Source organism: Xanthomonas sp. NCPPB 2933 (genome assembly GCF_056725225.1).
Genome location: NZ_CM161518.1, coordinates 2,306,731 through 2,329,744, shown reverse-complemented (window position 1 = coordinate 2,329,744; position 23,014 = coordinate 2,306,731). Strand labels below are relative to the sequence as shown.

17 protein-coding genes and 2 pseudogenes are annotated in these 23,014 nt (G+C 61.3%); 12 read left to right on the top strand and 7 right to left on the bottom strand.

Annotated features, from left to right (window positions below; genetic code table 11):
• Window positions 1-37 precede the first annotated feature (37 nt).
• The 6 genes from AC1PLU_RS09545 (at window position 38) to AC1PLU_RS09520 (ending at window position 8,468) form a co-directional block, all read left to right on the top strand.
• Window positions 38-697, top strand: coding sequence for a TetR/AcrR family transcriptional regulator (locus tag AC1PLU_RS09545; RefSeq protein WP_176341904.1), 660 nt, complete (start codon window positions 38-40; stop codon window positions 695-697).
• Window positions 698-711: 14 nt separating this feature from the next.
• On the top strand, window positions 712-2,010 hold the full coding sequence (locus AC1PLU_RS09540; protein WP_180315759.1) for an efflux RND transporter periplasmic adaptor subunit: 1,299 nt from the start codon (window positions 712-714) through the stop codon (window positions 2,008-2,010).
• A 12-nt stretch (window positions 2,011-2,022) separates the two neighbouring features.
• Window positions 2,023-5,193: a multidrug efflux RND transporter permease subunit gene (locus tag AC1PLU_RS09535; protein ID WP_023904309.1), complete on the top strand. Its 3,171-nt coding sequence runs from the start codon at window positions 2,023-2,025 to the stop codon at window positions 5,191-5,193.
• A 228-nt stretch (window positions 5,194-5,421) separates the two neighbouring features.
• Window positions 5,422-6,621 carry a tyrosine-type recombinase/integrase gene (locus tag AC1PLU_RS09530; protein ID WP_166773924.1) on the top strand — a complete coding sequence of 400 codons (1,200 nt, stop codon included), beginning with the start codon at window positions 5,422-5,424 and terminating at the stop codon, window positions 6,619-6,621.
• Complete coding sequence (locus AC1PLU_RS09525; RefSeq protein ID WP_345901923.1) at window positions 6,618-7,784, top strand: PDDEXK nuclease domain-containing protein; 1,167 nt, start codon at window positions 6,618-6,620, stop codon at window positions 7,782-7,784. Before AC1PLU_RS09530 ends, AC1PLU_RS09525 begins: the two co-directional genes overlap by 4 nt.
• A gap of 450 nt (window positions 7,785-8,234) precedes the next feature.
• Window positions 8,235-8,468, top strand: a complete 234-nt coding sequence (locus tag AC1PLU_RS09520; protein WP_481108302.1) for a hypothetical protein — start codon at window positions 8,235-8,237, stop codon at window positions 8,466-8,468.
• On the opposite strand, the gene AC1PLU_RS09515 is transcribed toward AC1PLU_RS09520, so the two are convergent.
• From AC1PLU_RS09515 to AC1PLU_RS09505, 3 genes are read right to left on the bottom strand one after another with little or no spacing between them, the layout of a single operon-like run.
• Window positions 8,443-9,468 carry a tyrosine-type recombinase/integrase gene (locus AC1PLU_RS09515; RefSeq protein WP_481108301.1) on the bottom strand — a complete coding sequence of 342 codons (1,026 nt, stop codon included), beginning with the start codon at window positions 9,466-9,468 and terminating at the stop codon, window positions 8,443-8,445. The two genes, AC1PLU_RS09520 and AC1PLU_RS09515, sit on opposite strands and share 26 nt — an antisense overlap.
• Complete coding sequence (locus AC1PLU_RS09510; RefSeq protein ID WP_166773921.1) at window positions 9,465-10,460, bottom strand: tyrosine-type recombinase/integrase; 996 nt, start codon at window positions 10,458-10,460, stop codon at window positions 9,465-9,467. The genes AC1PLU_RS09515 and AC1PLU_RS09510 overlap by 4 nt, the downstream gene beginning before the upstream one ends.
• Complete coding sequence (locus AC1PLU_RS09505; RefSeq protein WP_208408794.1) at window positions 10,457-11,683, bottom strand: tyrosine-type recombinase/integrase; 1,227 nt, start codon at window positions 11,681-11,683, stop codon at window positions 10,457-10,459. The genes AC1PLU_RS09510 and AC1PLU_RS09505 overlap by 4 nt, the downstream gene beginning before the upstream one ends.
• Before the next feature lie 169 nt (window positions 11,684-11,852).
• Here AC1PLU_RS09505 and AC1PLU_RS09500 point away from each other — a divergent pair.
• From AC1PLU_RS09500 to AC1PLU_RS09490, 3 genes and pseudogenes are all read left to right on the top strand, one after another.
• Window positions 11,853-12,140: pseudogene (locus tag AC1PLU_RS09500) on the top strand (JAB domain-containing protein); the annotation flags it as partial.
• A 273-nt stretch (window positions 12,141-12,413) separates the two neighbouring features.
• A complete protein-coding gene (locus AC1PLU_RS09495) occupies window positions 12,414-13,310 on the top strand; it encodes an oxidoreductase (RefSeq protein ID WP_166773920.1) in 897 nt (298 codons plus the stop codon).
• Window positions 13,311-13,405: 95 nt separating this feature from the next.
• The gene (locus tag AC1PLU_RS09490; protein WP_481108300.1) at window positions 13,406-13,681 is read left to right on the top strand and encodes a hypothetical protein; all 276 of its coding nucleotides are present in this window, start codon (window positions 13,406-13,408) and stop codon (window positions 13,679-13,681) included.
• Here the strand turns inward: AC1PLU_RS09490 and AC1PLU_RS09485 are convergent.
• Window positions 13,650-14,273: a TetR/AcrR family transcriptional regulator gene (locus AC1PLU_RS09485; protein ID WP_166773918.1), complete on the bottom strand. Its 624-nt coding sequence runs from the start codon at window positions 14,271-14,273 to the stop codon at window positions 13,650-13,652. The two genes, AC1PLU_RS09490 and AC1PLU_RS09485, sit on opposite strands and share 32 nt — an antisense overlap.
• 204 nt (window positions 14,274-14,477) lie before the next feature.
• Here AC1PLU_RS09485 and AC1PLU_RS09480 point away from each other — a divergent pair, with 204 nt between their 5' ends.
• Window positions 14,478-15,935, top strand: coding sequence for an aldehyde dehydrogenase (locus AC1PLU_RS09480; RefSeq protein ID WP_166773917.1), 1,458 nt, complete (start codon window positions 14,478-14,480; stop codon window positions 15,933-15,935).
• 49 nt (window positions 15,936-15,984) lie between these two features.
• Here AC1PLU_RS09480 and AC1PLU_RS09475 read toward each other — a convergent pair.
• Window positions 15,985-16,113, bottom strand: a pseudogene (locus AC1PLU_RS09475) (oxidoreductase); the annotation flags it as partial.
• Window positions 16,114-16,356: 243 nt separating this feature from the next.
• On the opposite strand from AC1PLU_RS09475, the gene AC1PLU_RS09470 reads away from it, so the two are divergent.
• Together AC1PLU_RS09470 and AC1PLU_RS09465 are read left to right on the top strand one after the other, a co-directional pair.
• Window positions 16,357-17,556: a tyrosine-type recombinase/integrase gene (locus tag AC1PLU_RS09470; protein ID WP_481108299.1), complete on the top strand. Its 1,200-nt coding sequence runs from the start codon at window positions 16,357-16,359 to the stop codon at window positions 17,554-17,556.
• Window positions 17,553-18,617 carry a PDDEXK nuclease domain-containing protein gene (locus AC1PLU_RS09465; RefSeq protein ID WP_481108298.1) on the top strand — a complete coding sequence of 355 codons (1,065 nt, stop codon included), beginning with the start codon at window positions 17,553-17,555 and terminating at the stop codon, window positions 18,615-18,617. The genes AC1PLU_RS09470 and AC1PLU_RS09465 overlap by 4 nt, the downstream gene beginning before the upstream one ends.
• A gap of 140 nt (window positions 18,618-18,757) precedes the next feature.
• Here AC1PLU_RS09465 and AC1PLU_RS09460 read toward each other — a convergent pair whose 3' ends face one another.
• On the bottom strand, window positions 18,758-20,704 hold the full coding sequence (locus AC1PLU_RS09460) for a UvrD-helicase domain-containing protein (protein WP_481108297.1): 1,947 nt from the start codon (window positions 20,702-20,704) through the stop codon (window positions 18,758-18,760).
• Window positions 20,697-23,009 (bottom strand): ATP-dependent nuclease, encoded by a 2,313-nt coding sequence (locus AC1PLU_RS09455; RefSeq protein WP_481108296.1) that lies wholly within the window; start codon window positions 23,007-23,009, stop codon window positions 20,697-20,699. Before AC1PLU_RS09455 ends, AC1PLU_RS09460 begins: the two co-directional genes overlap by 8 nt.
• Window positions 23,010-23,014: the final 5 nt, after the last annotated feature.

Genomic DNA, 23,014 nt, shown 5'->3' with positions numbered 1-23,014 from the left:
TTTTTAAAAACTAAACTGGACGGTATAGTCTACCGCCATGACCCCCCGTTCCCACCGTGCTGCCCGGCGCTCGGACTGCGATCGCCGCATCCATGCGGCTGTGCATGCGCTGCTCGCCGAGCGCGGCATGCGGCTGAGCATGGACGCGGTGGCCGAGCGCGCCGGCTGTTCCAAGCAGACGCTCTACAGTTATTACGGTTGTAAAGAAAACCTGCTGCGCGATGTCCTTCAGGACCATGTGCATCTGGCCACGGTGCCGCTGGGTACCGCCTCAGGCGAGTTGCGCGAGGATCTGCTGGCCTTCGCACTGGCCCATCTGGATCGCCTGAACCGCCCCGATGTGGTACAGACCTGTCGGTTGGTGGAAGCCGAGTCGCATCGGTTTCCCGATCAGTCGCAGCAGATCTTCCATGACGGGGTGGTCGGCATGCAGCAGCGCCTGGCGCATCGCTTCGAGCAGGCGATGGATGCCGGCCAGCTGCGCCATGACGATCCGCACTTCATGGCCGAACTGCTGTTGAGCATGATCGTCGGTCTGGATTTCGATCGGCAACGCTTTCAGGTTCCCCATCGCGCCGGCCTCCCCGCCAGGCAGCAGTGGGCGCAATTCGCTGTCGACACCTTCCTGCGTGCGTTCGCCGCGGCCGCTGCCACGCCTTCGCTGTCCCCGCTTTCCTTTCTCGCTTCAAGACCCTAACGGAGTTCCTCCTGATGATTGCCCCGCTCCGCACACTCGGCCTGGCCTGTGCCATCACCGTGGCGCTCGCTGCCTGCAGCAAGCCCGAACAACAACAGGCGCCGCCGCCGCCGGAAGTGTCGGTGCTGGAAATGCAGCCGCAGACCCTGCCGCTGGAACGCGACCTGGTGGGCCGCCTGTCGGCGTACCGCTCGGCCGACGTGCGTGCGCGCGTGGACGGTGTGGTGCTCAAGCGCCTGTACACCGAAGGCACCGACGTCAAGGAAGGCCAGCGCTTGTTCGAAATCGACCCGATGCCGCTGCGCGCCACGCTGCTGCAGGCCCAGGGCCAGCTGGCCGCCGCCGAGGCGACCTATGCCAACGCCCAGATCGCCGCCAAGCGCGCGCGCAGCCTGGCACCGCAGCAATACGTCTCGCGTGCCGATATCGACAATGCCGAAGCCACCGAGCGCTCGTCCGGCGCCAGCGTGCAGCAGGCGCGCGGTCTGGTCGAGTCCGCCCGCATCCAGCTCAGCTTCGCCAGCGTCACCTCGCCGATCACCGGCCGCGCCGGCATTCAGCGCGTCACCGAAGGTGCGCTGGTCGGCTCCGGTGAAGCGACCTTGCTGACCACGGTCGACCAGATCGACCCGCTGTATGTGAACTTTGCGATGAGCAGCGAAGAACTGGCCGCACTGCGCCAGGCGCAGAGCAGCGGCAATGTGCAGCTCAGCGGCGATGGCAAATCCACCATCAATGTGGAACTGGGCAACGGCACGCAGTATCCGCATCCGGGTACCTTGGACGTCTCGGCGGTCACGGTCGACCCGAGCACCGGTGCGGTGTCGCTGCGTGCGACCCTGCCCAACCCGGAGCAGGCACTGTTGCCGGGTGCGTTCGTGACCTTCAAGGCCAGCCTGGGCCAGCGCAACAACGCGTATCTGGTCCCGCAGCAGGGCTTGCAACGTGACGCCCTGGGCGCCTTCGTGCTGGTGCTGGGCAAGGACGGCAAGGTGGCGCGCAAGAACCTCACCGTCGATGGCCAGCAAAAGGGCCAGTGGATCGTCACCGGCGGCGTGGCCCCCGGCGACCAGGTCATCGTCGATGGCGTGCAGAAGGCGAAGGAAGGCCAGCCGGCCAAGGGCGTTGCGTGGAATCCGAACAAGCCGGCGCAAGGCGGCCAGCCAGGTGCGCCAGGCGCGGCTCCGGCCGCAGCGCAGGGCGGCGACGCACCGGCAGCCGACAAGGCCGATGCAGCCGCACCCGCGGCGCAGCAGCAGCCCAAGCCGGATGCGGCGGCGCAGCCGGCCGACTCCCAGTCCAAGCAGCAGTGACGGAAACCGGACATGCCTAAGTTTTTTATTGAACACCCGATCTTTGCCTGGGTGGTGGCGATCCTGATCTCGCTTGCGGGCGTGATCTCGATCCTGAATCTGGGTATCGAGTCGTACCCCACGATCGCCCCGCCGCAGGTCACCGTCACCGCCAACTTCCCCGGCGCCAGCGCCGATACCTCCGAGAAAGCGGTGACCCAGGTCATCGAGCAGCAGCTCACCGGTATCGACCACCTGCTGTACTTCAACTCGTCCTCGGCCGCCAACGGCCGCGTCACCATCACCCTGACCTTCGAAACCGGCACCGACCCGGATATCGCGCAGGTGCAGGTACAGAACAAGGTGTCGCTGGCCACGCCGCGTCTGCCCTCGGAAGTCACCCAGCAGGGTGTGGTGGTGGCCAAGGCCAACGCCGGCTTCCTGATGGTGGCCGCGTTGCGCTCGGACAACCCGTCGATCAACCGCGATGCGCTCAACGACATCGTCGGTTCGCGCGTGCTCGAGCAGATCTCGCGCGTGCCCGGCGTGGGCAGCACCAACCAGTTCGGTGCCGAGTACGCGATGAACATCTGGTTGAACCCGGAGAAGCTGCAGGGCTACAACCTGTCGGCCACCCAGGTGCTGACCGCGGTGCGTAACCAGAACGTGCAGTTCGCCGCCGGTTCGGTGGGCGCCGACCCGACCCCGGAAGGCATCAGCTTCACCGCCACCGTCTCGGCGGAAGGCCGCTTCAGCTCGCCAGACCAGTTCGAAAACATCATCCTGCGCACCGATAACAACGGTGCCACGGTGCGCTTGAAGGATGTCGCGCGGGTTACCGTCGGGCCGAGCAACTATGGCTTCGACACCCAGTACAACGGCAAGCCCACCGGTGCATTCGGTATCCAGCTGCTGCCGGGCGCCAACGCACTGAACGTGTCCGAGGCGGTCGGTGCCAAGCTCGACGAACTGCAACCGACCTTCCCGCAGGGCGTGACCTGGTTTGCGCCGTACGAGTCGACCACCTTCGTGCGCATTTCCATCGAGGAAGTGATCCACACGCTGGTGGAAGCCATCGTGCTGGTGTTCCTGGTGATGCTGCTGTTCCTGCAAAACTTCCGCGCCACCGTGATTCCCACGCTGGTGATTCCGGTCGCGTTGCTGGGCACGTTCTTCGGCATGTACATGATCGGCTTCACCATCAACCAGCTGACGCTGTTTGCGATGGTGCTGGCGATCGGCATCGTGGTGGATGACGCGATCGTGGTGATCGAGAACGTCGAACGCATCATGAGCGAGGAGCATCTGGAGCCCAAGGCGGCCACCCAGAAGGCGATGACCCAGATCACCGGCGCGGTGGTGGCCATCACCGTGGTGCTGGCGGCAGTCTTCATTCCCTCCTCGCTGCAACCCGGCGCCTCGGGCGCGATCTACAAGCAGTTCGCGCTGACCATCGCCATGTCGATGGGTTTCTCCGCGTTCCTGGCGTTGAGCTTCACCCCGGCGCTGTGCGGCGCGTTCCTCAAGTCGACCCATTCGACCAAGAAGAACTGGATCTACCGCACCTTCGACAAGTACTACGACAAGCTTGCGCATCGCTATGTGGGCGTGGTCGGCAATACCCTGAAGCACTCGCCACCGTGGATGATCGTGTTCGTGGTGCTGGTGGTGCTGTGCGGCTTCCTGTTTACGCGCATGCCGGGCAGCTTCCTGCCGGAAGAAGATCAGGGCTTTGCATTGGCCATCGTGCAGTTGCCGCCGGGCGCCACCAAGATCCGGACCAACGAGACCTTTGCGCAGATGCGTGCGGTCCTGGAGAAGCAGCCGGCCGTGGAAGGCATGCTGCAGATCGCCGGCTTCAGCTTCCTGGGCTCGGGCGAAAACGTGGGTATGGGCTTTATCCGGCTCAAGCCGTGGGAAGACCGCGATGTGACCGCAGAGGAGTTGATCAAGCAGCTCAACGGCATGTTCTACGGCATCAAGGGCGCGCAGATCTTTGTGGTCAACCTGCCCACCGTGCAGGGCCTTGGACAGTTCGGCGGTTTCGACATGTGGCTGCAGGACCGCTCCGGCGCAGGCCAGCAAGCCCTGACCCAGGCGCGCAACATCGTGCTGGGCAAGGCGGCGGAAAAGCAGGACACCATGGTGGGCGTACGCCCGAACGGCCTGGAAGATGCGCCGCAGCTGCAGCTGTCCGTGGACCGTGTGCAGGCGCAGTCGATGGGCCTGGAAGTCAGCGATATCTACAGCTCGATCCAGCTGATGCTGGCGCCTGTGTACATCAACGACTACTTCTCCGAAGGCCGCATCAAGCGCGTCAACATCCGTGCCGACGACCAGTTCCGTACCGGCCCCGAGTCGCTGCGCAGCTTCTTCAGCCCTAGCGCCACTGCAGTCGGTGCCGATGGGCAGCCGGGAATGATTCCGCTGAGCAATGTGGTCAAGGCCGATTGGACCTACGCCTCGCCGGCACTGAACCGCTACAACGGCTATTCGGCGGTGAACATCGTCGGTAACCCGGCTCCGGGCGGCAGTTCCGGCCAGGCGATGACCGCAATGGAAGAGATCGTCAACAACGATCTGCCGCCGGGCTTCGGCTTCGACTGGAGCGGCATGTCGTATCAGGAAATCATCGCCGGTAACGCGGCTACGCTGTTGCTCGCGTTGTCGGTGGTGGTGGTGTTCCTGTGCCTGGCCGCACTGTACGAAAGCTGGTCGATTCCGGTGGCGGTGCTGATGGTGGTGCCGATCGGTGTGCTGGGTGCGATCGTCTTCTCGATGCTGCGTGGCCTGCCCAACGATCTGTACTTCAAGATCGGCATGATCACGGTGATCGGTCTGGCGGCGAAGAACGCGATCCTGATCGTGGAATTCGCAGTGGAGCAGCGTGCAGCGGGCAAGACCCTGCGCGATGCGACGATGGAAGCGGCACACCTGCGCTTCCGCCCGATTCTGATGACCTCGTTCGCCTTCATCCTGGGCGTGCTGCCGCTGGCCATCTCGACCGGCGCCGGCGCCAACTCGCGTCACTCCATCGGTACCGGCGTGATCGGTGGCATGGTGTTCGCCACCGTGCTCGGCGTGATCTTCATCCCGCTGTTCTTCGTGGTGGTGCGCCGCATGCTGGGCGACAAGCTGGATGAGCAGTCCAAGGAATACGTCGCGGCACAGGGCGACGCTGGATCGCATCGTCCGGATCGCTGAGTCAGGCGTTCGCTGTAAACCAAAAAGCCCCGGCACTGCCGGGGCTTTTTTTGTTTCACGATGACTCCAGTACCGCAATTCGCTGGACTACGCCAAGGCTAGATACAGCAGGTTTATCAATCACTTAGGCGAGTTCAACATATGCCGGTGCTTTCCGAAACTTGACCCGGCTTCCCTTCGCGTGGCTCCCATGCGGCTCTTGGAAACCGGGCTTTCCGAGGAGTCATCATGGCGAAGATCAAGCTCACCAAGTCCGCAGTTGATGCGGCACAACCCCAAGACAAGGCCATCGAACTGCGGGATACCGTGGTGCCCGGCTTCCTGTGCAAGATCACCCCGGCGGGCCGCAAGGTGTTCATGCTCCAGTACCGCTCGAACGCGGGCGAGCGCCGCAAGCCCGCCTTGGGCCAGTACGGGGAACTGACGGTCGATCAGGCACGCACAATGGCGCAGGAATGGCTGGCCGAGGTGCGCCGGGGCGGCGACCCGAGCGCAGCCAAGAATGCCGCCCGCAAGGCACCGACCATGAAGGAGTTTTGCCACACCTTCATGGAGGACTACTCCAAACAGCGTAACAAGCCCAGCACGCAGCGCGGCTATCAGGGCGTCATTGACCGCTGCATCATCCCGATCATGGGCCGGATGAACGTACAGGACGTGAAGCGCCCTGACGTGGCGACGCTGATGAAGAAGCTGGCCTACAAGCAGGCGGAGGCCAATCGCACCTTCGGCGTACTGCGCAAGATGTTCAACCTGGCCGAAGTGTGGGGGCTGCGCCCGGACGGCACGAATCCATGTCGCCACGTTCCGATGTACCCACCTGGCAAGGAAACCCGGCTCATCGTGGACGATGAACTGGTGCGGATCTTCCGCCAGTTGGAGCACTTGGAGGCGGAAGGACTGGAGAGCTACGTCATCCCGCTGGCAATCCGCCTGCAATTCGAGTTTGCCGCCCGCCGCTCCGAAATTTGTCCACTCGAATGGGATTGGGTTGATCTGGAAAAGCGCCGCGTCGTCTGGCCCGACAGCAAGACCGGCGGTATCTCCAAGCCCATGAGTGAAGAAGCCTATCGGCTACTGTCTACCGCGCCTCGCCGGGAAGGTTGCCCCTACGTCCTGCCGTCGCCGAACGATCCGACCCAGCACATGACCCACGGTGAGCATTACGGCGGCTGGACGCGCGTGCTCAAGGCCGCTGGCGTTCCACACGTTGGCACGCACGGCATCCGCCACCGGGCGACGACAGACATTGCCAACTCGGGCGTGCCAACCAAGGTGGGCATGAAGCTCACAGGTCACAAGACCGTGGCGATGTTTATGCACTATGTTCATACCGAAGACAAGCCGGTGCGGGAGGCGGCCGAACTGGTGGCGAATCGGCGGCTGGCGATTACTGGGGCATCCCGTTCCATGGAGGCATCAGCATGACAAGGAAGACGCCTGCGGCAGTGGGGAAACCTGCTGCCGTACCGGCTGGCTATGCCGGCATCCACGGTGGCATCGTGGAACTGCTGGATGCGGCGCGCCGGGCAGCGGCGCGCAGTGTCAATGCGTTGATGACGGCCAGCTATTGGGAGATTGGCCACCGAATCGTCGAAGCCGAGCAGAAAGGCAGGCGGCGGGCCGGTTACGGCGAGCAGTTGATGGAGCAGTTGTCCGCCGATCTGACGGCCCGATTCGGGCGTGGCTTCGGTGTCAATAACTTGGAGAACATGCGGCGTTTCTTCCTCGCATACCCCCAGCCTGAGATTTCCCAGACACTGTCTGGGAAATTGGGAAATGAGTCGCCTGCCGAGAAATCCCAGACAGTGTCTCGGAAATTCGACCTCTCCGAACTGGCCCAGGTCTTCACCTTGCCGTGGTCGGCCTATGTCCGGCTGCTGTCGGTCAAAGATGACCATGCCCGTCGATTCTACGAGACAGAGGCGTTGCGCGGCGGCTGGAGCGTGCGCCAGCTCGACCGGCAGATCGGCAGCCAGTTCTACGAACGCACGGCCTTGTCCAAGGACAAGGCGGCGATGCTGGTCAAGGGCTCGGTGGCCAAGCCCGAGGATGTCGTCACGCCCAATGACGCGATCAAAGACCCGTATGTGCTGGAGTTCCTCGACCTCAAGGATGAGTATTCGGAATCCGACCTGGAAGCGGCCTTGATCCAGCGGCTGGAAGACTTCCTGCTGGAACTGGGGGAAGACTTCACCTTCGTTGGGCGGCAACGTCGGTTGCGCATCGATCAGACCTGGTATCGGGTGGATCTGTTGTTCTTCCATCGCAAGCTGCGCTGCCTGGTCATCATCGACCTGAAGCTAGGCAGTCTGACCCATGCTGACGTGGGCCAGATGCATATGTATTGCAACTATGCCAAGGAGCATTGGGCCTATGCGGATGAGAATCCGCCGGTGGGCCTGATCCTGTGCGCAGACAAAGGCCATGCCCTGGCGCGGTATGCGCTAGATGGCTTGCCGACCAAGGTGATGGCAGCCAACTATCGGACGGTACTGCCGGATGCCGAGTTGCTGCAAAAAGAGTTGGAGAAGACGCGGCGCCTGCTCGAATCGCGCGGAGCGCTTTCCCTCAAGGACGACAAGCCATAGTCGTGCGTTCCGGCGTTCCGGCGTTTCGCCGTCGTGCTCGCGGGCTATGCCCTGTGCCTCGTGCCGAATCACAGCCATTCGGCGCTGACCCCTTGACGCCTCCGGCCTGGATCGTTGAGCCGGGCCTGCGCATGCTGCGCACTTGCCAACGGCGGGTGTGTGGCTAAGTGGGGTGTAGGCGGTCTTGCTGTTCCCTTCACCGTATCACGGCGTTCTCGCCGTCAATGACTGCGCGCGCTGGCACGCTTGCGGCCTGCCGGCCGTCTTCGATCCATGACTGCTTGCGCTGCGCCGTGCTGGCCACGGTTCCGGGCAATTCCGCCCGAGCAACCGGAGTACGATCATGTCGCAACTGTCCTTTTCCTCATCCGATTTTTCGCTGTTGGTGCGCGACGCACACGGGCGCTATCTGCCGGCGTCGGCCGACGACATTCTGGAGCGGCGCGCCACGTGATCGACCGGAAGATGCAGCGCGGTGCCGAGTTCACTTCTCCGGCGGCAGTCAAGGAGTACCTGCGCACCAAGCTGGCCGGCTTCGAGCATGAGGTATTCGCGTTGCTGTTCATGGACTTATGTGGATGCCTTCGTAATGTGCAGCGAGCCGGGGAAGCTCTTGCGCCACAAGCCTTCCCGGCTCTTTCGCTTCACATAACCGACCTCACAGCCGCCGCAACCATTCAATGATTTCCAGGTGTTGAGGAGCGATCCTGCCGGCCTTGGGCGGAGCGAGCACATCGGGGAAGACCTGGGCCAAGGCCTGGCGCTTGGGATCAAGATCGGCGCGGGCGTAGTTCATCGTCGTCGTCAGCGACGCATGCCCCAGCCACTGGCTGATAGTGGCGAAGTCCACGCCTGCGCGCAGCAGATGCACCGCCGTCGTATGCCGCAGCGTGTGCGGATGGATCTGCCGCGCACGGTCGGCGCCGATCGTGTCGATGCAGCCCGCCACGCGCTGACGCAACAAGTAACGCACGCCGAAACGGGTGAGCTTCTGACCGCGATGGTTGACGAACAAGGGGCTGTCGGCCTCCGTGGGCGCAGGCAACTGGTCGATGAGCTGCTGCAGCTTTGCAGCCGTCTGCGGCCAGATCGGACAGATGCGGATCTTGCCACCCTTGCCCTGCAGCCGCACTTGGCATGGTGCGGCCATGCGCACGTCGCATACCCTCAGATCAAGCGCTTCCTGCACACGGGCGCCGGTGTTGAACATCAGCGAGAACAGTGCATGGCTGCGCCGGTCGGCCTGACTCGGCCGATCGGGCAGCTTCAGCAGGACCTCCACTTCGTTCTCTTCCAGGTACATCAGGGGTTCACGCCGGTCGCGGCGCTTGAAGGGAACGCCCAGCACGCGCTGGAGTTCGGCCATGTGCTGCGGATACTCGCTGAGCGCGAAGCGCACCAGTGTGTGCAGGGCGGCGAGCCGGGCATTGCGGGTGCCGATACCGTTGCCCCGCACCTGTTCGAGCGAGACGACGAAGGCGGCCACCTGTCGGGCATTGAGGTCGCCGAGGTCGAGCCGGTCAGGCGGTTTGCCCAACTGGTCGGCAGCGAAGCGCAGATACAGCACGATGGCATCGCGGTAGCTGCGGATCGTGTGCGTGCTCATGCCGCGCATGGCCGGCAGGTGGTCCTGAAAGAACTTCGACAGGCAGATGCCAAGATCGTTGGGCGTGTTGCGCTTCATGATGGTTCTCCCGCGACCAATTGGCCGTACCGGGCCTCGAACCGTTGGCTGGCCGCGAAGGCGATCTCCGGAATCCAGTGCAGGTAATACTCCGTCGAGACGATGGAGACGTGCCCCATGTACATCGACAGGTAAGGCAACTGCACCTGGACATCGGCGCCTTCGTGGTACCAGCGCAGCAGGGCCTGCACGGCGAACGTATGGCGGAAGTCGTGGATGCGGGGCCTGCGGCCCTGGTCATCGACGATGCCGGCCTGCTCCAATGTGCGGGCCAGCAAGGTGTACAGGCCGAAGCCCGTGTAGCCGCTGAAACCGCCCGACAGGGTGTAGTGTCCCAGCAGTGGCGCCCCTTCGGATTGATCGGTGCCTGCTGCCAGGCGCAGCGCCAGATAGGCCTGCAGTTCCGCCTGTGCATCGGCCGACAGGGGCAGCATCCGGGTCTTGTTGAACTTGGTGGCCCGTATCGTCAGCATGCCCTGCTGTGGATCGGCGTCGGCCAGCGTCAGGTTGACCAGTTCCTGCCGCCGCAGGCCCGCCGTGTACAACAGCACGAAGGCCAGTTGCAGCACCGCATGGCGCAAGGCCAGGACCGGCTGGGGCGTTCGGCATGCATCAAGATGGGCCAGCAATCGTCCTATCTGCCTCGGACTGACGATGAAAGGAATGGGACGAGCGCCCTTGCGGGCGAAGTACAGCGGATCCGGCACGAAGCAGTCGGGCTCGCTGCGCTGGCGATACAGGCATAGCCGACGCACCGACAGTTGCGCGTTGCGTCGCATCGTCGGGGTCGTATGCTGCATCGAGTCGCTCCAAGCCTCGAAGCTGGCACGGTCCAGGTCGATATGCCGGCCCGCTTCCAGGAACTGGCAGAGCTTGTCCAGCTTCCACTGCTCCCCTCGATAGGAGCGTCCGAGGGAGCGCCAGTAAGACAGGTAGCGATGCACGACAAGACGCAGCGGCGTGACGAACCAGGTGGGAAGTTCGCTGTTCATGATGCAGCCCTCCTGGCGGTCCCGGCAGGCAGCGAAAGCGCCACGCCGCGCAAGGCTTCGGTGTGCAGCCGGAGGTAGACCGATGTGCTCTCCAGGCTCGCGTGTCCCATCAGGTCGCCTATGGCCTTCATGCCGACCCCGTGTTCGAGCAGCCGCATGGCAAAGCCATGCCGCAGCCCATAGGGCGAAGCGCCGCGCAACGGCAGGCCACTGGCGCAGACGCGGCGCTGGAACATCGAGCCGATGGCCGTTACCGGCATGGGACGAATCGGCGCCGTCAGGATCAGGAACAGCTCGCGCCGGCCGGTGGAGGGACGCCCTTGGCGCACATGGCGTTGCAGTACCTGCTCGACCTGTTCAGCCATCGGCAGGACCAGCGTCGATCGGGTCTTGCTCTGGACAATGCGCAGCGTGTGCTGCGTCCAGTCAATCGAGTCTAGGGTCAGGGCGGCCACTTCGCCGGTCCTCAAACCATAGTGGGCCATCAGGTACAACAGCGTGTAGTCGCGCTCGCCCAGCAAGTCACTACGGTCGATGGAATCAAGCAACTGCTGGGTCAGTTCCCAGGCGATGGCGCGTGGCGGCTTCTCGTGCCGATACTTGCGCGGCAGGTCGATGCCGTCAGGGTTGAGGCTGCTGACGCCACGGTCGCGACAAAAGCGGAAGAAGGCGCGCAGGCTGCACAGGCGCGACATCATCGTCGGGCGCTGCAGGAACTGCGCGCAATGGGCGGTATAGGCCTCGATATCGGCCACTGCGACATCAGCCAGGATCTTGCCGCCAACCAGGCTTCTGCGCAGGAAGTCGTCGATCGTCTCGGCTTGCCGGCGCTGGTGCGCCTCCGACAGGCCGCGCATATCCAGGCCGTGCAGGCGGAAGGCTTCGACAAGATCGGCGCAAGGGCCTGCGGGCGAGTCATCGTGCCACTGTCCTGACTCGATCAGGAACCTGCGGAACGCACCGATGCTGGCTCGATGGAAATAGTCCTGCTCGAAGGGTTGGAACATCCGCCGGAACTCGCTGCGTGCGAACACCCGCTGCCTGTCCACTGGCGAATGCTGCTCCAGGACGTGGCGGGCCACCGATAGGTGCGTTCGGTGCGAGGTGCGGTTGTAGGCCTGACGCGCCAGCCAGGCGTCGAAATCCACCAGCCAGTCCCGTACTGGCGATGCTTCATAGCGGCTGGAGTAGTACAGCGGGAAAACACGATTGCGGTTGCTCATGACGGCCTCCAAAGAACCCCGGGGATGGGGTTCCCTGAAAGTAGCCCTGCGGCAACCGGCTAATGTTGAGTTGCTACCCTCGTGCAGGGCTGTCCTGCCTGGCGATGATCTGTCTGCTGCACATTACGTAGGCATCCACATAAATCCAGTTATGTGGCGCTCAACATAACTCGACACGCGCCATCGGTTGATCGAATACCGGGAGATGTTCCACGGCACCATCGACGGTGCTTCGGTGTATCCGCGCGAAGTGGTCAAAGAGGCTCTGCGGCTCAATGCGGCAGCGGTGATCGTCAGCCACAACCATCCGAGCGGCAACCCGGAGCCAAGCGCTGCCGACCGGGCGCTGACCCAACGGCTCAAGGAGGCGCTGGGGCTGGTCGATGTGCGGGTGCTCGATCACGTCATCGTCGCGGGCAGCGCCACGGAGTCATTTGCCGAGCGAGGCTTGATATGATCCTGGGGCTTCGGCCCCTTTTTGCTTCGACAAATGGAGGTGAAGGAAGGGGCCCCACTGAGTGTGTGGATGCAAAAGTCACCGAAGCGACTTCTGCACCGCTCAAGCACCGCCCCGTACTTCCTGCCATTGCTGACCATACGCATGAGTCGATGCTGATCCACCAAGGTGTTCTGAAGCCAGCAAGCGTCAGATTGACCATCTGGCGCATATGAAGCAAGCAACGGCCTACTGAGCTGGCGCTTTGCAGCAAAGCCACAGGAGTCCGCTTCCATGGATACAAAAATCAATACATCCGTAGCTGTCGTTGGTCCGGGCGCCATCGGCACCACGATCGCGGCAGTGCTGCACGAAGTCGGCCGCACGCCGTTGCTGTACGGCCGCACACCCCGCGATCATCTTGCGTTGCACGATGGCGATCGCCTCATCACCATTCCCGGTCCGGTCCAGACGGATCCCAGACAGATCGATCAAACCGTCGATCTCGTCTTTCTCGCTGTCAAGGCGACACAGACCGAGGCAGCAGCGGAATGGCTCGCAGCGTTGATCGGTCCAGAAACCGTCGTGTGCGTTCTGCAAAACGGGGTCGAGCAGTTGGAGAAGGTCGCCCCACATTTCCCGCGCGGGCGGATCGTCCCTGCTGTCGTGTGGTTTCCTGCGCAGGCGCAATCCGATGGCTCGGTGCGCTTACGCGGCGATGTGCGCCTCAGCCTGCCGGACACGTCGGCTTCCCGCGTGATAGCCGAAGCACTGCAAGGCACACGCTGTTTAGTTGAGCTGGCCACAGATTTCAAATCTCTAGCCTGGCGCAAGCTGCTGCAGAACGCGGTGGCCGGACTCATGGCGCTCACGCATCGTCGCTCGGGCATGTTCGGCCGGTCCGACATCTCCAGGCTCACGCTGGACTATCTGCAGGAATGTCTGGCCGTGGCCCGTGCCGAGGGCGCTGGACTTGGCGACGAGGTACCGCAGGCGATCCTCGACAAGTTCCTGGCGTCTCCCGCCGACATGGGCACATCCATCCTCACGGATCGCGAAGCCGGCAGGCCACTCGAATGGGACATTCGCAACGGTGTCGTCTCACGTCGCGGCCAGGCTCACGGCATTCCGACACCAATTAGCGACGTGTTGGTACCGCTCCTCGCAGCCGCGAGTGACGGCCCTGGCTGATTCCCAGCCTTCGCTCTCACTCGTCTTTCCGCTTCGCCGGCCTGACCGCTGAAGTCCTTACTGATCATGCTGTTCGACCTCGTCGCCCAACATGCATGGTGAACCACAGTTCCTGCGATGGCGGACGGGCATGTTTCGTCATCGCCTTATCGACCGACATCAGAGGCGATTCATTGAAGGTGGATGACGGCTACGGTGCCAAGGGCGGCCGGGAGCGGTTTATCCCGATCGACACGCCGGCGCGGGTGGCCGACGTCGCCTGCGCGCGGCAGATCGCGGTGGCTCGGCATCGGCGAGGCCACGCCTCCACAACCAAGCTGAAGCATCAGCGTCGCAACATCAGCGGTTTTGCCTGGCCAGGCACTGCATGAAGTCGCCTTCCTTCCACTTCAGCTCTTTGCGGCTCATCTTGGCGATAGCTTCGGCATCCGTTGGCCCCAGGCCGAGACCGCGAAGAACGGTCCCGGCTGCTGCAACGATGATTCCTTTCGGTTCCGCGGTTGCGGAAATTTCATGCGCGCAACCCAGGACAACCCCGCCGACGAGCGCCATGGCAACCGGCATCGGGACAGGGAAAAAGCGGCCCTGGTCAATGCCCTGCGCCACCGTGCCACCAATCTTGTCGAGCAGCAGGCCGCCAGTCCTGTCCACCGGCCACCCCCCGCGCACCAGGAAACGGCCAAGGACTGGATTGGCAGTCACCATGGCCAGAACACCTGTAATGCCCGTGGCCAGGCGTTCGGCCGGATCGACAATCGTGGTCATTTCCTCCTCAAGGCCGAGGATGACTTCCTCGGCGATCACGGTTCCGATGGCTTCGGCAAGCTCGGCCGTGCCGTCGAAGTACTTGTAGAAGCTGCCTCGTGCGACCTCGGCATGCCTGACGACATCGTCGACAGAGGTCGCGGCGATCCCCTTTTCCGCCATGACCTCAAGGCCGGCGCGCATCAAAGTCGCACGCATCCTGGCACGCCGTTGCGCCGCGACAGCGATCCTGTGATCTTTCATATTGACACTATTGTCATCATGACATTTAATTGATTATGACATGGCGCAAGCGCGTTGACATTGTCTAGTCGCCTGGTTGATGCGTAACGACTGTGCATTGGCCACCGAATTCCCAATCCCGCGCCACAGCCACAAGCCATCCACACGAAAGGAACGACCATGACCGACCAGCTGACCGTACGCCCTCCGACTTCCTTCTTCATCGGCGGGGAATGGGTGAAGCCCAAGGGTCAGCGAAAGATCCAAGTCATTTCCCCTGTGACCGAAAAGGTGGTGATGGAATATCCGGAAGCGTCGCAGGCCGATATCGACGATGCCGTCCAGGCTGCACGCAACGCCTTCGAGACAGGCCCTTGGCCGAAAATGGCGCCCAGAGAACGGGCGGCGATCCTGCGCCGCACGGCTAATGAACTGGAGAGCCGTGCCGAGGAGATCGCGCAGGACTGGACCACCCAGATAGGGGCGCCGATCTTGATCGGGCGCATGCTGGCTCCGCAGAACGCCCAGATCTTCCGCTTTTATGCGGATCTGCTGGAGCAGGATGGCTTCAGCTTCGTAGATCAGCGCACGCGGCTGGACGGAGGCCGCACCCTCATCGTTCGCGAACCGGTTGGTGTCTGCGCCACCGTCACGCCCTGGAACGCGGCCATGATACTGATGAGCTACAAGATCGCCGCCGGGCTGGCGTCGGGCTGCACCTTCGTCTCCAAGCCTTCACCCGAGACCCCCCTGGAGGGCTATGTTCTAGCAGAATGTCTTGAGGCGGCAGGCTTGCCGAAGGGAGTCTTCAACTTGGTGCCAGCGGGAGCCGAGGTGGGCGAATACCTTGTGCGCCATGCCGGTATCGACAAAGTGGCCTTCACCGGCTCCACGGCTGCGGGCAAGAAGATCGCCGCGATCTGCACCCAACGGCTGGCGCGCGTGACTCTGGAGCTGGGTGGGAAATCGGCAGCCATTTTGCTGGATGACGCCGATTTCGCCGCGGCGCTGCCCAGCATCGCCCTGTTCGCCATGCCCAGTTCGGGTCAGGTCTGCTTCGCGCTGACGCGGATACTAGTGCCGAAAGGCCGCGCCGAGGAACTGACCTCGATGTTGGTACAGGCGATTTCGCAGTTCAAAGTGGGCGATCCGTCTGACCCGCAAGTCTTCATGGGGCCGCTGTCCAAGGCCAGCCAGTACCAGCGGGTGATGGAGTACATCGCAAAAGGCAAAGCCGAGGGCGCCACGCTGGCTTTGGGCGGTGGCCGCCCTGAAGGAATAGATACAGGCTATTACATCGCCCCCACGATCTTTGCCGACGTGACGCCTGAAATGACCATCGCCCAGGAAGAAATATTCGGGCCTGTGGTTGCGATCATGGCCTATGAAGATGAGGAGGATGCGATCCGGATTGCCAATGACAGCCGGTATGGCCTGAGCGGCTCGGTGTTTTCCTCCGATGTGGACAGAGCCTTGCGGGTCGCGCGCCGCATCCGCACCGGAAACCTGACGATCAATGGCAATGTCGTGGACCCGACCATGCCCATTGGCGGATTCAAGGAGTCCGGCTGGGGCCGCGAGGGAGGCATCGAGGGAATGAACGGCTACCTTGAGGCCAAGACCATCAGCTTCGCCTGAGTTCTTGGAACGCTTGGAACGCATTGCAGAACTAACCAATTTACTGCGGGGAACGGTTGTCGAAGCTACCTCCATACGGATCGGTGCGCTGATTGGAGTGGGCCGAGAAGAAGCTCTGCGCCAGGTAGCCGTGGGCGAAGTGCAGTTCCAGCCACTCGAAGCCAGCACCGCGCGCGCGGCTGAACCGCCCCGATTATCCTGGAGAAAGTTAAGACAGGAAGCTCAGGCTGCCAGATTATTTTTTGTTTGACGATGACTCCAGCCCGGTACTTCGCTGGACTGCGCGGTAGCTCGATACAGCAGGTTTATCAAGAACTTACGCGCGTCCATCATATGCCGGTGCTTTCTGAAACTTGACCCGGTTTTCCCTCGCGCCGCTCCTATCTGGCTCTTGGAATTCGGGTCGTTCCAAGGAGTCATCATGGCTAAGATCAAGCTCACCAAGACCGCCGTAGAGTCAGCGCAACCCCAGGCCAAGGACATCGAACTACGGGATACCGTGGTGCCGGGCTTCCTGTGCAAGATTACCCCGAAGGGCCGCCGGGTGTTCATGCTCCAGTACCGCACGAACTCCGGGCAGCCTCGCAAGCCTTCGCTAGGCCTGTTCGGGGAACTGACCGTGGAGCAGGCCCGCGTCATGGCGCAGGACTGGCTGGCCGAGGTTCGCCGGGGCGGCGACCCCGGCGGTGCCAAGGCCGAGGCGCGCAAGGCGCCCACGGTCGAAGCGTTGTGCAAGAAGTTCATGGAGGACTACTCCAAGAAGCGCAACAAGCCCAGCACGCAGCGCGGCTACCAGGCCGTCATCGACCGTTGCATCGTCCCGCTGATCGGCCGCAAGAAGGTGCAGGACGTGAAGCGGCCCGACATTGCCGGGCTGATGGAGAAGCTGGCCTACAAGCCGGCCGAGCCGAACAACGCCTTCGGCGTGCTGCGCAAGATGTTCAACTTGGCCGAAGTGTGGGGCTATCGCCCGGACGGCACGAACCCGTGCCGCCACGTCCCGATGTACCCGCCCGGCGAGGAAACCCGGCTCATCGTGGACGACGAGCTGGCGCTGATCTTCCGCCATCTGGAGAAGCTGGAGGCGGAAGGACTGGAGAACTACGTCATTCCGCTGGCGATCCGCCTGCAATTCGAGTTCGCCGGCCGTCGCTCCGAAATCTGCACGCTCGAATGGGATTGGGTCGATTTGGAGAATCGGCGCGTGGTCTGGCCCGACAGCAAGACCGGCGGCCTTTCAAAGCCCATGAGCGCGGAAGCCTATCGGCTGTTCACGACGGCGCCGCGCCGTGAAGACTGCCCCTATGTCCTGCCGTCGCCCAACGACCCGACCAAGCATCTGACCTTTGGCGAGCACTACGGCGGCTGGTGCCGAGTGCTCAAGGCCACCGGCGTCCCGCACGTCGGCACGCACGGCATTCGTCATCGCTCGACCACCGACATTGCCAATTCCGGCGTGCCGACCAAAGTGGGCATGAAGCTGACGGGCCACAAGACCGTGGCGATGTTCATGCACTACGTCCACACCGAGGACAAGCCGGAGCGCGATGCGGCCGAGCTGGTGGCGAGCCGGCGCCAGGCGATCACGGGCGCGCGACAGCCCCAGGAGGCCATAGCATGAACAGGCACAAGGCATCCGTTCCTTCGCCCACAGCGCCTTCGGCGCTGCTGGGCGACATTCGGGCACTGATAGAGGCGGCACGGCAGCGCGCCGCCTCGGCGGTAAATAGCGAGCTGACGATGCTCTACTGGCGCATCGGCCAGCGCATCCACACGCAGGTCTTGGAGGGCCGGCGGGCCGACTACGGCGAGGAAGTCGTGTTGACGCTGGCGGCGCAGTTGGTGAAGGAGTACGGCAGCAGTTTCGGGGTCAAGAACTTGCGCCGCATGGTGCAGTTCGCCGCCACCTTCCCCGACGAGCAGATTGTCGTATCACTGATACGACAATTGAGCTGGACGCATTTCATCGCCCTGATCCCGCTGAAAGACCCGCTCCAGCGGGACTACTACGCGCAAATGGCAGGCGCCGAACGCTGGAGCGTGCGGACGCTGCGCGAGCGCATCGACTCGATGCTATACGAGCGTACGGCGCTGTCCAAGAAGCCGGGCGAGACGATCGCGCAGGAACTGGCGACGATGCGCGATGCACAGCGCATGTCGCCCGCCTTGGTCATGCGCGACCCGTACATTCTCGACTTCCTGGGGCTGCGGGACACTTGGCAGGAAGGCGACTTGGAGGCGGCGATCATCCGCGAAATGGAATCGTTCTTGCTGGAGCTGGGCGCGGGTTTCAGCTTCGTGGCCCGACAGAAACGCATTCCGATTGACGACGAGGACTTCCACCTTGATCTGTTGTTCTACAACCGCAAGCTGCGGCGGCTGGTGGCGGTGGAGTTGAAGGTCGGTGACTTCAAGGCGGCCTACAAGGGGCAGATGGAGCTTTACCTTCGCTGGCTGGACAAGCACGAACGGGAGCCGGAGGAAGCCTCGCCGCTAGGCATCATCCTTTGCACCGGCAAGAAGCGGGAGCAGATCGAATTGCTGGAACTGGACAAGTCCGGCATCCACGTTGCGGAGTATCTGACCGCCTTGCCGCCAAGGGGTGTGCTGGTGGAACGGCTGCAACAGGCAACGCAGCGGGCGCAGTTGCAGATCGAGCAGCGCAAGACGGACATGGAGTAGTCCTGTCTCAAGCAGTCGGGCGTCCCAGCGTGCCGCCCCGTGTCTTGCGTCGAGTCACGGCGATCCGGTTTTGACTCCTGATGCGTTCGGCCTGCGCGCTCTGCCTGCCAACAGCGGGAATTCAGGGGTGGGCGGGCGATTTATCCTGCCTCGAAGACAACTTGAGTATGGATGGAGTCACCTTCAAAAAGATCAAGCTGGCGCACATGCGCCTCAGCCTGTTCAGGATCAGCCGTGAAGAGGACGACCGCCAGTTCTTTTAGCGCCCTTGTGCAGCTCACATAGAAAAGACGGCGTGTTCGATCCACAGTCGTTTCTTCACCTGCCTCGATGTGTTTTCGGTCGGTATCCGAAAGCGCTTTGAGGCCCAGGTATTTTTCGTAAGAAAACTGGAAATGGGTACTCTCCGCATCGTCTAACACGACGAGCACCCTATCAAATTCAGTACCCTTGATGCCTTGCTGAGTCCAAAAAGGTGAGCGCTCTGAAATGTAGGTCTGGTACGCCAGAAGCTGTCTAGCAGGACACGCTAAAAAAGCATCCATTGAGGCCATTTCCTTATCGGACTCATCGTCTTCTTGGTCGTCGTCATTGTCCACCCCTTCTGCGGGCTGGGCAGGTGGAGCTGCTTCTGGGTCCAAGTAAGATGCTAGCCGGGGATCGAAGATTAATAACCCTGCGGCGTACACCTGCTTCAGAAGGTCGCCGATCGTTACGTTGGAATTCCCGGCTATGCCTTCTGCAATTGAGGCAACAAGCTCTCTAAGTGCTTTAAGCCGCTCTGCGACGTTCGCTCCGGCGAGATCGCCTTTTTCAAGAAGGGGCGAATACTCTCGGATCAGTCGCATCACTTCGAGTTGCCGGCCTTCTGTATGGGCAATCGCTATCGGAATCAGAAATTTCACACACGGTGAAAGAGGCCATGCAGAGCCATCCAGAAAACCGTCTTTGAATGCTGTCGGCGCTTTGGAATTAAGTGCCGTGTAAAGCTCTCCGAACCCTAAGCGCTTTGCCGCCATCTGGTGAACAATGACGAGAAGCTTTACCCGCTCCTGGTCATCATCCCCTGCTCGCCAATGATCATCACCGGTTCGTGCCGCCATCCATTCGCGCACCCGAACCAGATTGGCATCTCGCGTATCGTCCGCAGGTAAAACGAAAAGATGGGCCGACCCTTCAGGAGTTGGAACGATACCTTCAGGGCCTAGACGTTGGCCTGGAATCTGAACGAGGTCATCACCATCGCGCCGAATGGCGTTTGCTAGGTTCAGCACCTTAGTGGAGCACCGAAAATTCTCTGGCTTCGGAATGTCGGCCCAGTTCGGTGCCGCTTCGACCAACCCGGTTCCCGTAGCATAAATTCGTTGCATCGGGTCGCCGAAGAAGCCGAGGCAAAATGTAACGCCGGGTTCGCGCTCAACGATCTTCAATGCCTCTATGACTTCGGTGGTCGTGTCCTGACTCTCGTCCACAAATACGAAAGGAAATTGGCGCGCGAGAAGGGTTCGAAAGAGAGGGCGCTCAGCGATGAGATACGGCACAAGCTTCAAAATGTCGTCGTGCCCCAAAATTCCCTTTACGTAGTCACTACCCGTTCCGTACCGGAAGCCTTTGACTGCGGCGATCCGCCCCGACTGCCTGCGAAGGCGCTCCAGGTCTCGGGTGTCTTTGTCCTTTGTTCGCTGTTGAACCCTGGGGCCATAGGTTGCCTGTTTCTGTTCAAGCGCCTCAATTTTCTCCGCGATGCGCCCACACACCCATACGCGAATGTCGTTCTGAAACGGTTTAGCTAGCAGCCACATGAAGCTGTGGATCGTCGAAACGTGAACCAGCGGATCACTGCCGACATCCCTCCATATCTCTCCGGCTGCGATCTCGGTGTAGGTAATGCAGGCAATGCGCTGGCGGAATTTCCTCAGCTTATCACCGTGTATTCGGATGGCCGACGACAGCCCCTTAATCAGAGACGTGGTTTTTCCGGAGCCGGCGCCGGCCTTCATTATGAAGCTGCGCGGCGGAACGTCTCCAAGGCAGTTTCGCAGATCAATGTCTGCCTGGGTGTCCGGCTTATTTGCCCGGCTACTCATGCTCGCCCCCTATCGCGACATCTTCGGCGATGAGAACGGCGTCGGGCAGCACGGTCTCAAGTTCGATCCGTACTTCGTCCTTCAGCCAGACAAGCCCATCACGGATGTAAGCAGGTACATGCCACGCATTTTCGTCTTCAGTGAGAACGGCGAGCGCGAACTTCGTTTTATCGAAACTCTTCCGCGAAACCTTCTCATGAAGGCCTTTAGCAAGAGCGGTAGGACCAGCGGCCCCGCCCTTCACAATCAGACCAAGGGGCTTCCTCGCTGCGGCTTGGGACCACTCCGGGTTTTCAAGGCCAAAGTCCTCCTCAAGTGTGCGCCCGCGGAGGGTTTCAGTGGCTCCGTTCCAAGTGACAGCCCGTTCAGTCTGATAGGCCACGCGAACCTTCGTATCGTCTTCGAGCACGTGAGTTCTGTCCGCTTCAGAGGCGTTACGCAAGTCTTCGATTGTGAGCTTCCCCGGAAGCCATTTGATGAGGGTTTGATTCGAAGTCGCAGCGTCCGGTTCACTGGGCAAACAAGCCTTGCCGTATTTCTTCTTAGGCGCTGGGACTATAGGCTCACCGACCGGATCTTGCCCATTATCCTGGGCCTGCATAGCGACGTCTTCTTCCGCGTCGGCTGGAACCTCGAACTCCTCGACTTCTTCGTCATCCACATCTTCGCCAACCGCCGGAGCCACAAGGGCGACACTATCAATATCAGTGATGATCAGCGTTGTCAGACCGAGAAACTCAATAAGCGACTGGAAGCGGTGCCCAAAGGCACCGCCAACCTCCAAAATGCATAAACAAGCTGATCGGAGAGTCCTCGCGACCTTTCGAATCATTACGGGCAGGAGCAATCTCTCAACATTGCCTTCAACGAGAATAGCGGCATCTGAGAAAAAGAGATCGCAGTGAGTCAGCTTTAAATATCGTTCTAGAAAATCACGATCGTCTGGCTGAGCTTGGTAGAACGCCGATAAATTTAGAACTTCTGTCAACTGTTCCTTGCCGGCTTTCTTGCGTCGGAAATAGCGGATTGGCTTGAAGCCTCGCTCGTAAAGGATGTGTGGCGAGTGGGTCGTGACGACCATTTGACTGCCAAAAATACTTCCATCGTCGCCCTCTATATTGAGAAGCTCAAGAACATTGCGGATGAAGACCTGTTGGAGTTGGGCGTGCAGATGGGCCTCTGGTTCCTCCACGAAAATCAGGTGCAATGGGGGGCGATTGTCCATCGTCGCCCACCTGGCTTGGGCGTCAAGAATCTCCACAACCATGTAGATCAAATTCTTGAACCCGAGCCCGTTATAACTGTCGGGAAGGGTGGCAGTGTCTTCGCCATCTCCGATCTGGTAGTGGACCCGCGCGTCCTGGCTCATGACGTGGGCGGGGTCCAGCGCCGACATAATCTTCAGTCGCGGGTTATTGATGCCTGGATAGCCAAGCTTAGCGAGCCGATCAAGCGTCGGCTTGAATACCCCATCTAAGTGAACATTGAGCGCTTGCTCGGATTCGAACAGCGCCCTAAGGGCTGTGTGATCGTCTTGCCTCTGATTAAGGTTGCGCTTGTAGAAACGGCTCAACCGCTTTGACAAATCTTCCGATCTACCGCCGGCTTCCGGATTAGGATCAGAAAGGTGTCGCTGAGCCCCGAGGTTGTCGATATGAATAAGCGATTTCAGAATCGTTCCGCCGCCTGGCTCACCACCTAGTTCATCTGGAACATAGTCGCCGATTTCGCGGAAGCTCTCATCGAATTGCGTGCGGTCCAAGATGAAGTAGCGCAGCTCATATTCGCTCTTTAGTTCGCGCTGGAGATAGTCCGTCATGGAGCGAGGCCAGGGAATATATTGCGACTCGGGCGGCAATTCCGCAGCCTGCCCTGTACCTTTGGCTTTAGCTTCTTGGTAGTTTTGAATGAGGTTAATGGCGCTTCGAGCTGTCAGGGAAACTCTTATGCCGACCTTGGTTCCTTCCCACGCTGTACTCGGAAGTAAGGGAATTACTAGATAGAGGTCTGGCGCTGCAACTTCGAACCAGAGATCAAGGTCTATGCTTGGGAGTGAGAAACCCTCGGGAATCGGGTCGGCCAAGTTGATATTCGCAGCTTCATCGAAATTCTTCCAGCACGAAGAGCTGAAATCATAGAGACTGAAACGATCCCTTCCACCCGTGACGAAAGCATGGATGGCCTGAGTTGCCGACGTTTTTCCACTGTTATTCGATCCTACGAATATTGATATGTCGTCAGCCAGCTCAATATGAGCATCCTTCAGGCGTCGAAAATTCCTGAGACGATACGAGTGAAGATGCACGAACC

Coding starts and splice junctions, on each gene's coding strand:
- AC1PLU_RS09490 (WP_481108300.1), top strand. CDS start 13,406: ATGGTGAACCACAGTTCCTGCGATGGCGGACGGGCATGTTTCGTCATC.
- AC1PLU_RS09510 (WP_166773921.1), bottom strand. CDS start 10,460: ATGAACAGCGAACTTCCCACCTGGTTCGTCACGCCGCTGCGTCTTGTC.
- AC1PLU_RS09540 (WP_180315759.1), top strand. CDS start 712: ATGATTGCCCCGCTCCGCACACTCGGCCTGGCCTGTGCCATCACCGTG.
- AC1PLU_RS09525 (WP_345901923.1), top strand. CDS start 6,618: ATGACAAGGAAGACGCCTGCGGCAGTGGGGAAACCTGCTGCCGTACCG.
- AC1PLU_RS09530 (WP_166773924.1), top strand. CDS start 5,422: ATGGCGAAGATCAAGCTCACCAAGTCCGCAGTTGATGCGGCACAACCC.
- AC1PLU_RS09485 (WP_166773918.1), bottom strand. CDS start 14,273: ATGCGTGCGACTTTGATGCGCGCCGGCCTTGAGGTCATGGCGGAAAAG.
- AC1PLU_RS09480 (WP_166773917.1), top strand. CDS start 14,478: ATGACCGACCAGCTGACCGTACGCCCTCCGACTTCCTTCTTCATCGGC.
- AC1PLU_RS09465 (WP_481108298.1), top strand. CDS start 17,553: ATGAACAGGCACAAGGCATCCGTTCCTTCGCCCACAGCGCCTTCGGCG.
- AC1PLU_RS09470 (WP_481108299.1), top strand. CDS start 16,357: ATGGCTAAGATCAAGCTCACCAAGACCGCCGTAGAGTCAGCGCAACCC.
- AC1PLU_RS09515 (WP_481108301.1), bottom strand. CDS start 9,468: ATGAAGCGCAACACGCCCAACGATCTTGGCATCTGCCTGTCGAAGTTC.
- AC1PLU_RS09460 (WP_481108297.1), bottom strand. CDS start 20,704: ATGAGTAGCCGGGCAAATAAGCCGGACACCCAGGCAGACATTGATCTG.
- AC1PLU_RS09535 (WP_023904309.1), top strand. CDS start 2,023: ATGCCTAAGTTTTTTATTGAACACCCGATCTTTGCCTGGGTGGTGGCG.
- AC1PLU_RS09495 (WP_166773920.1), top strand. CDS start 12,414: ATGGATACAAAAATCAATACATCCGTAGCTGTCGTTGGTCCGGGCGCC.
- AC1PLU_RS09505 (WP_208408794.1), bottom strand. CDS start 11,683: ATGAGCAACCGCAATCGTGTTTTCCCGCTGTACTACTCCAGCCGCTAT.
- AC1PLU_RS09545 (WP_176341904.1), top strand. CDS start 38: ATGACCCCCCGTTCCCACCGTGCTGCCCGGCGCTCGGACTGCGATCGC.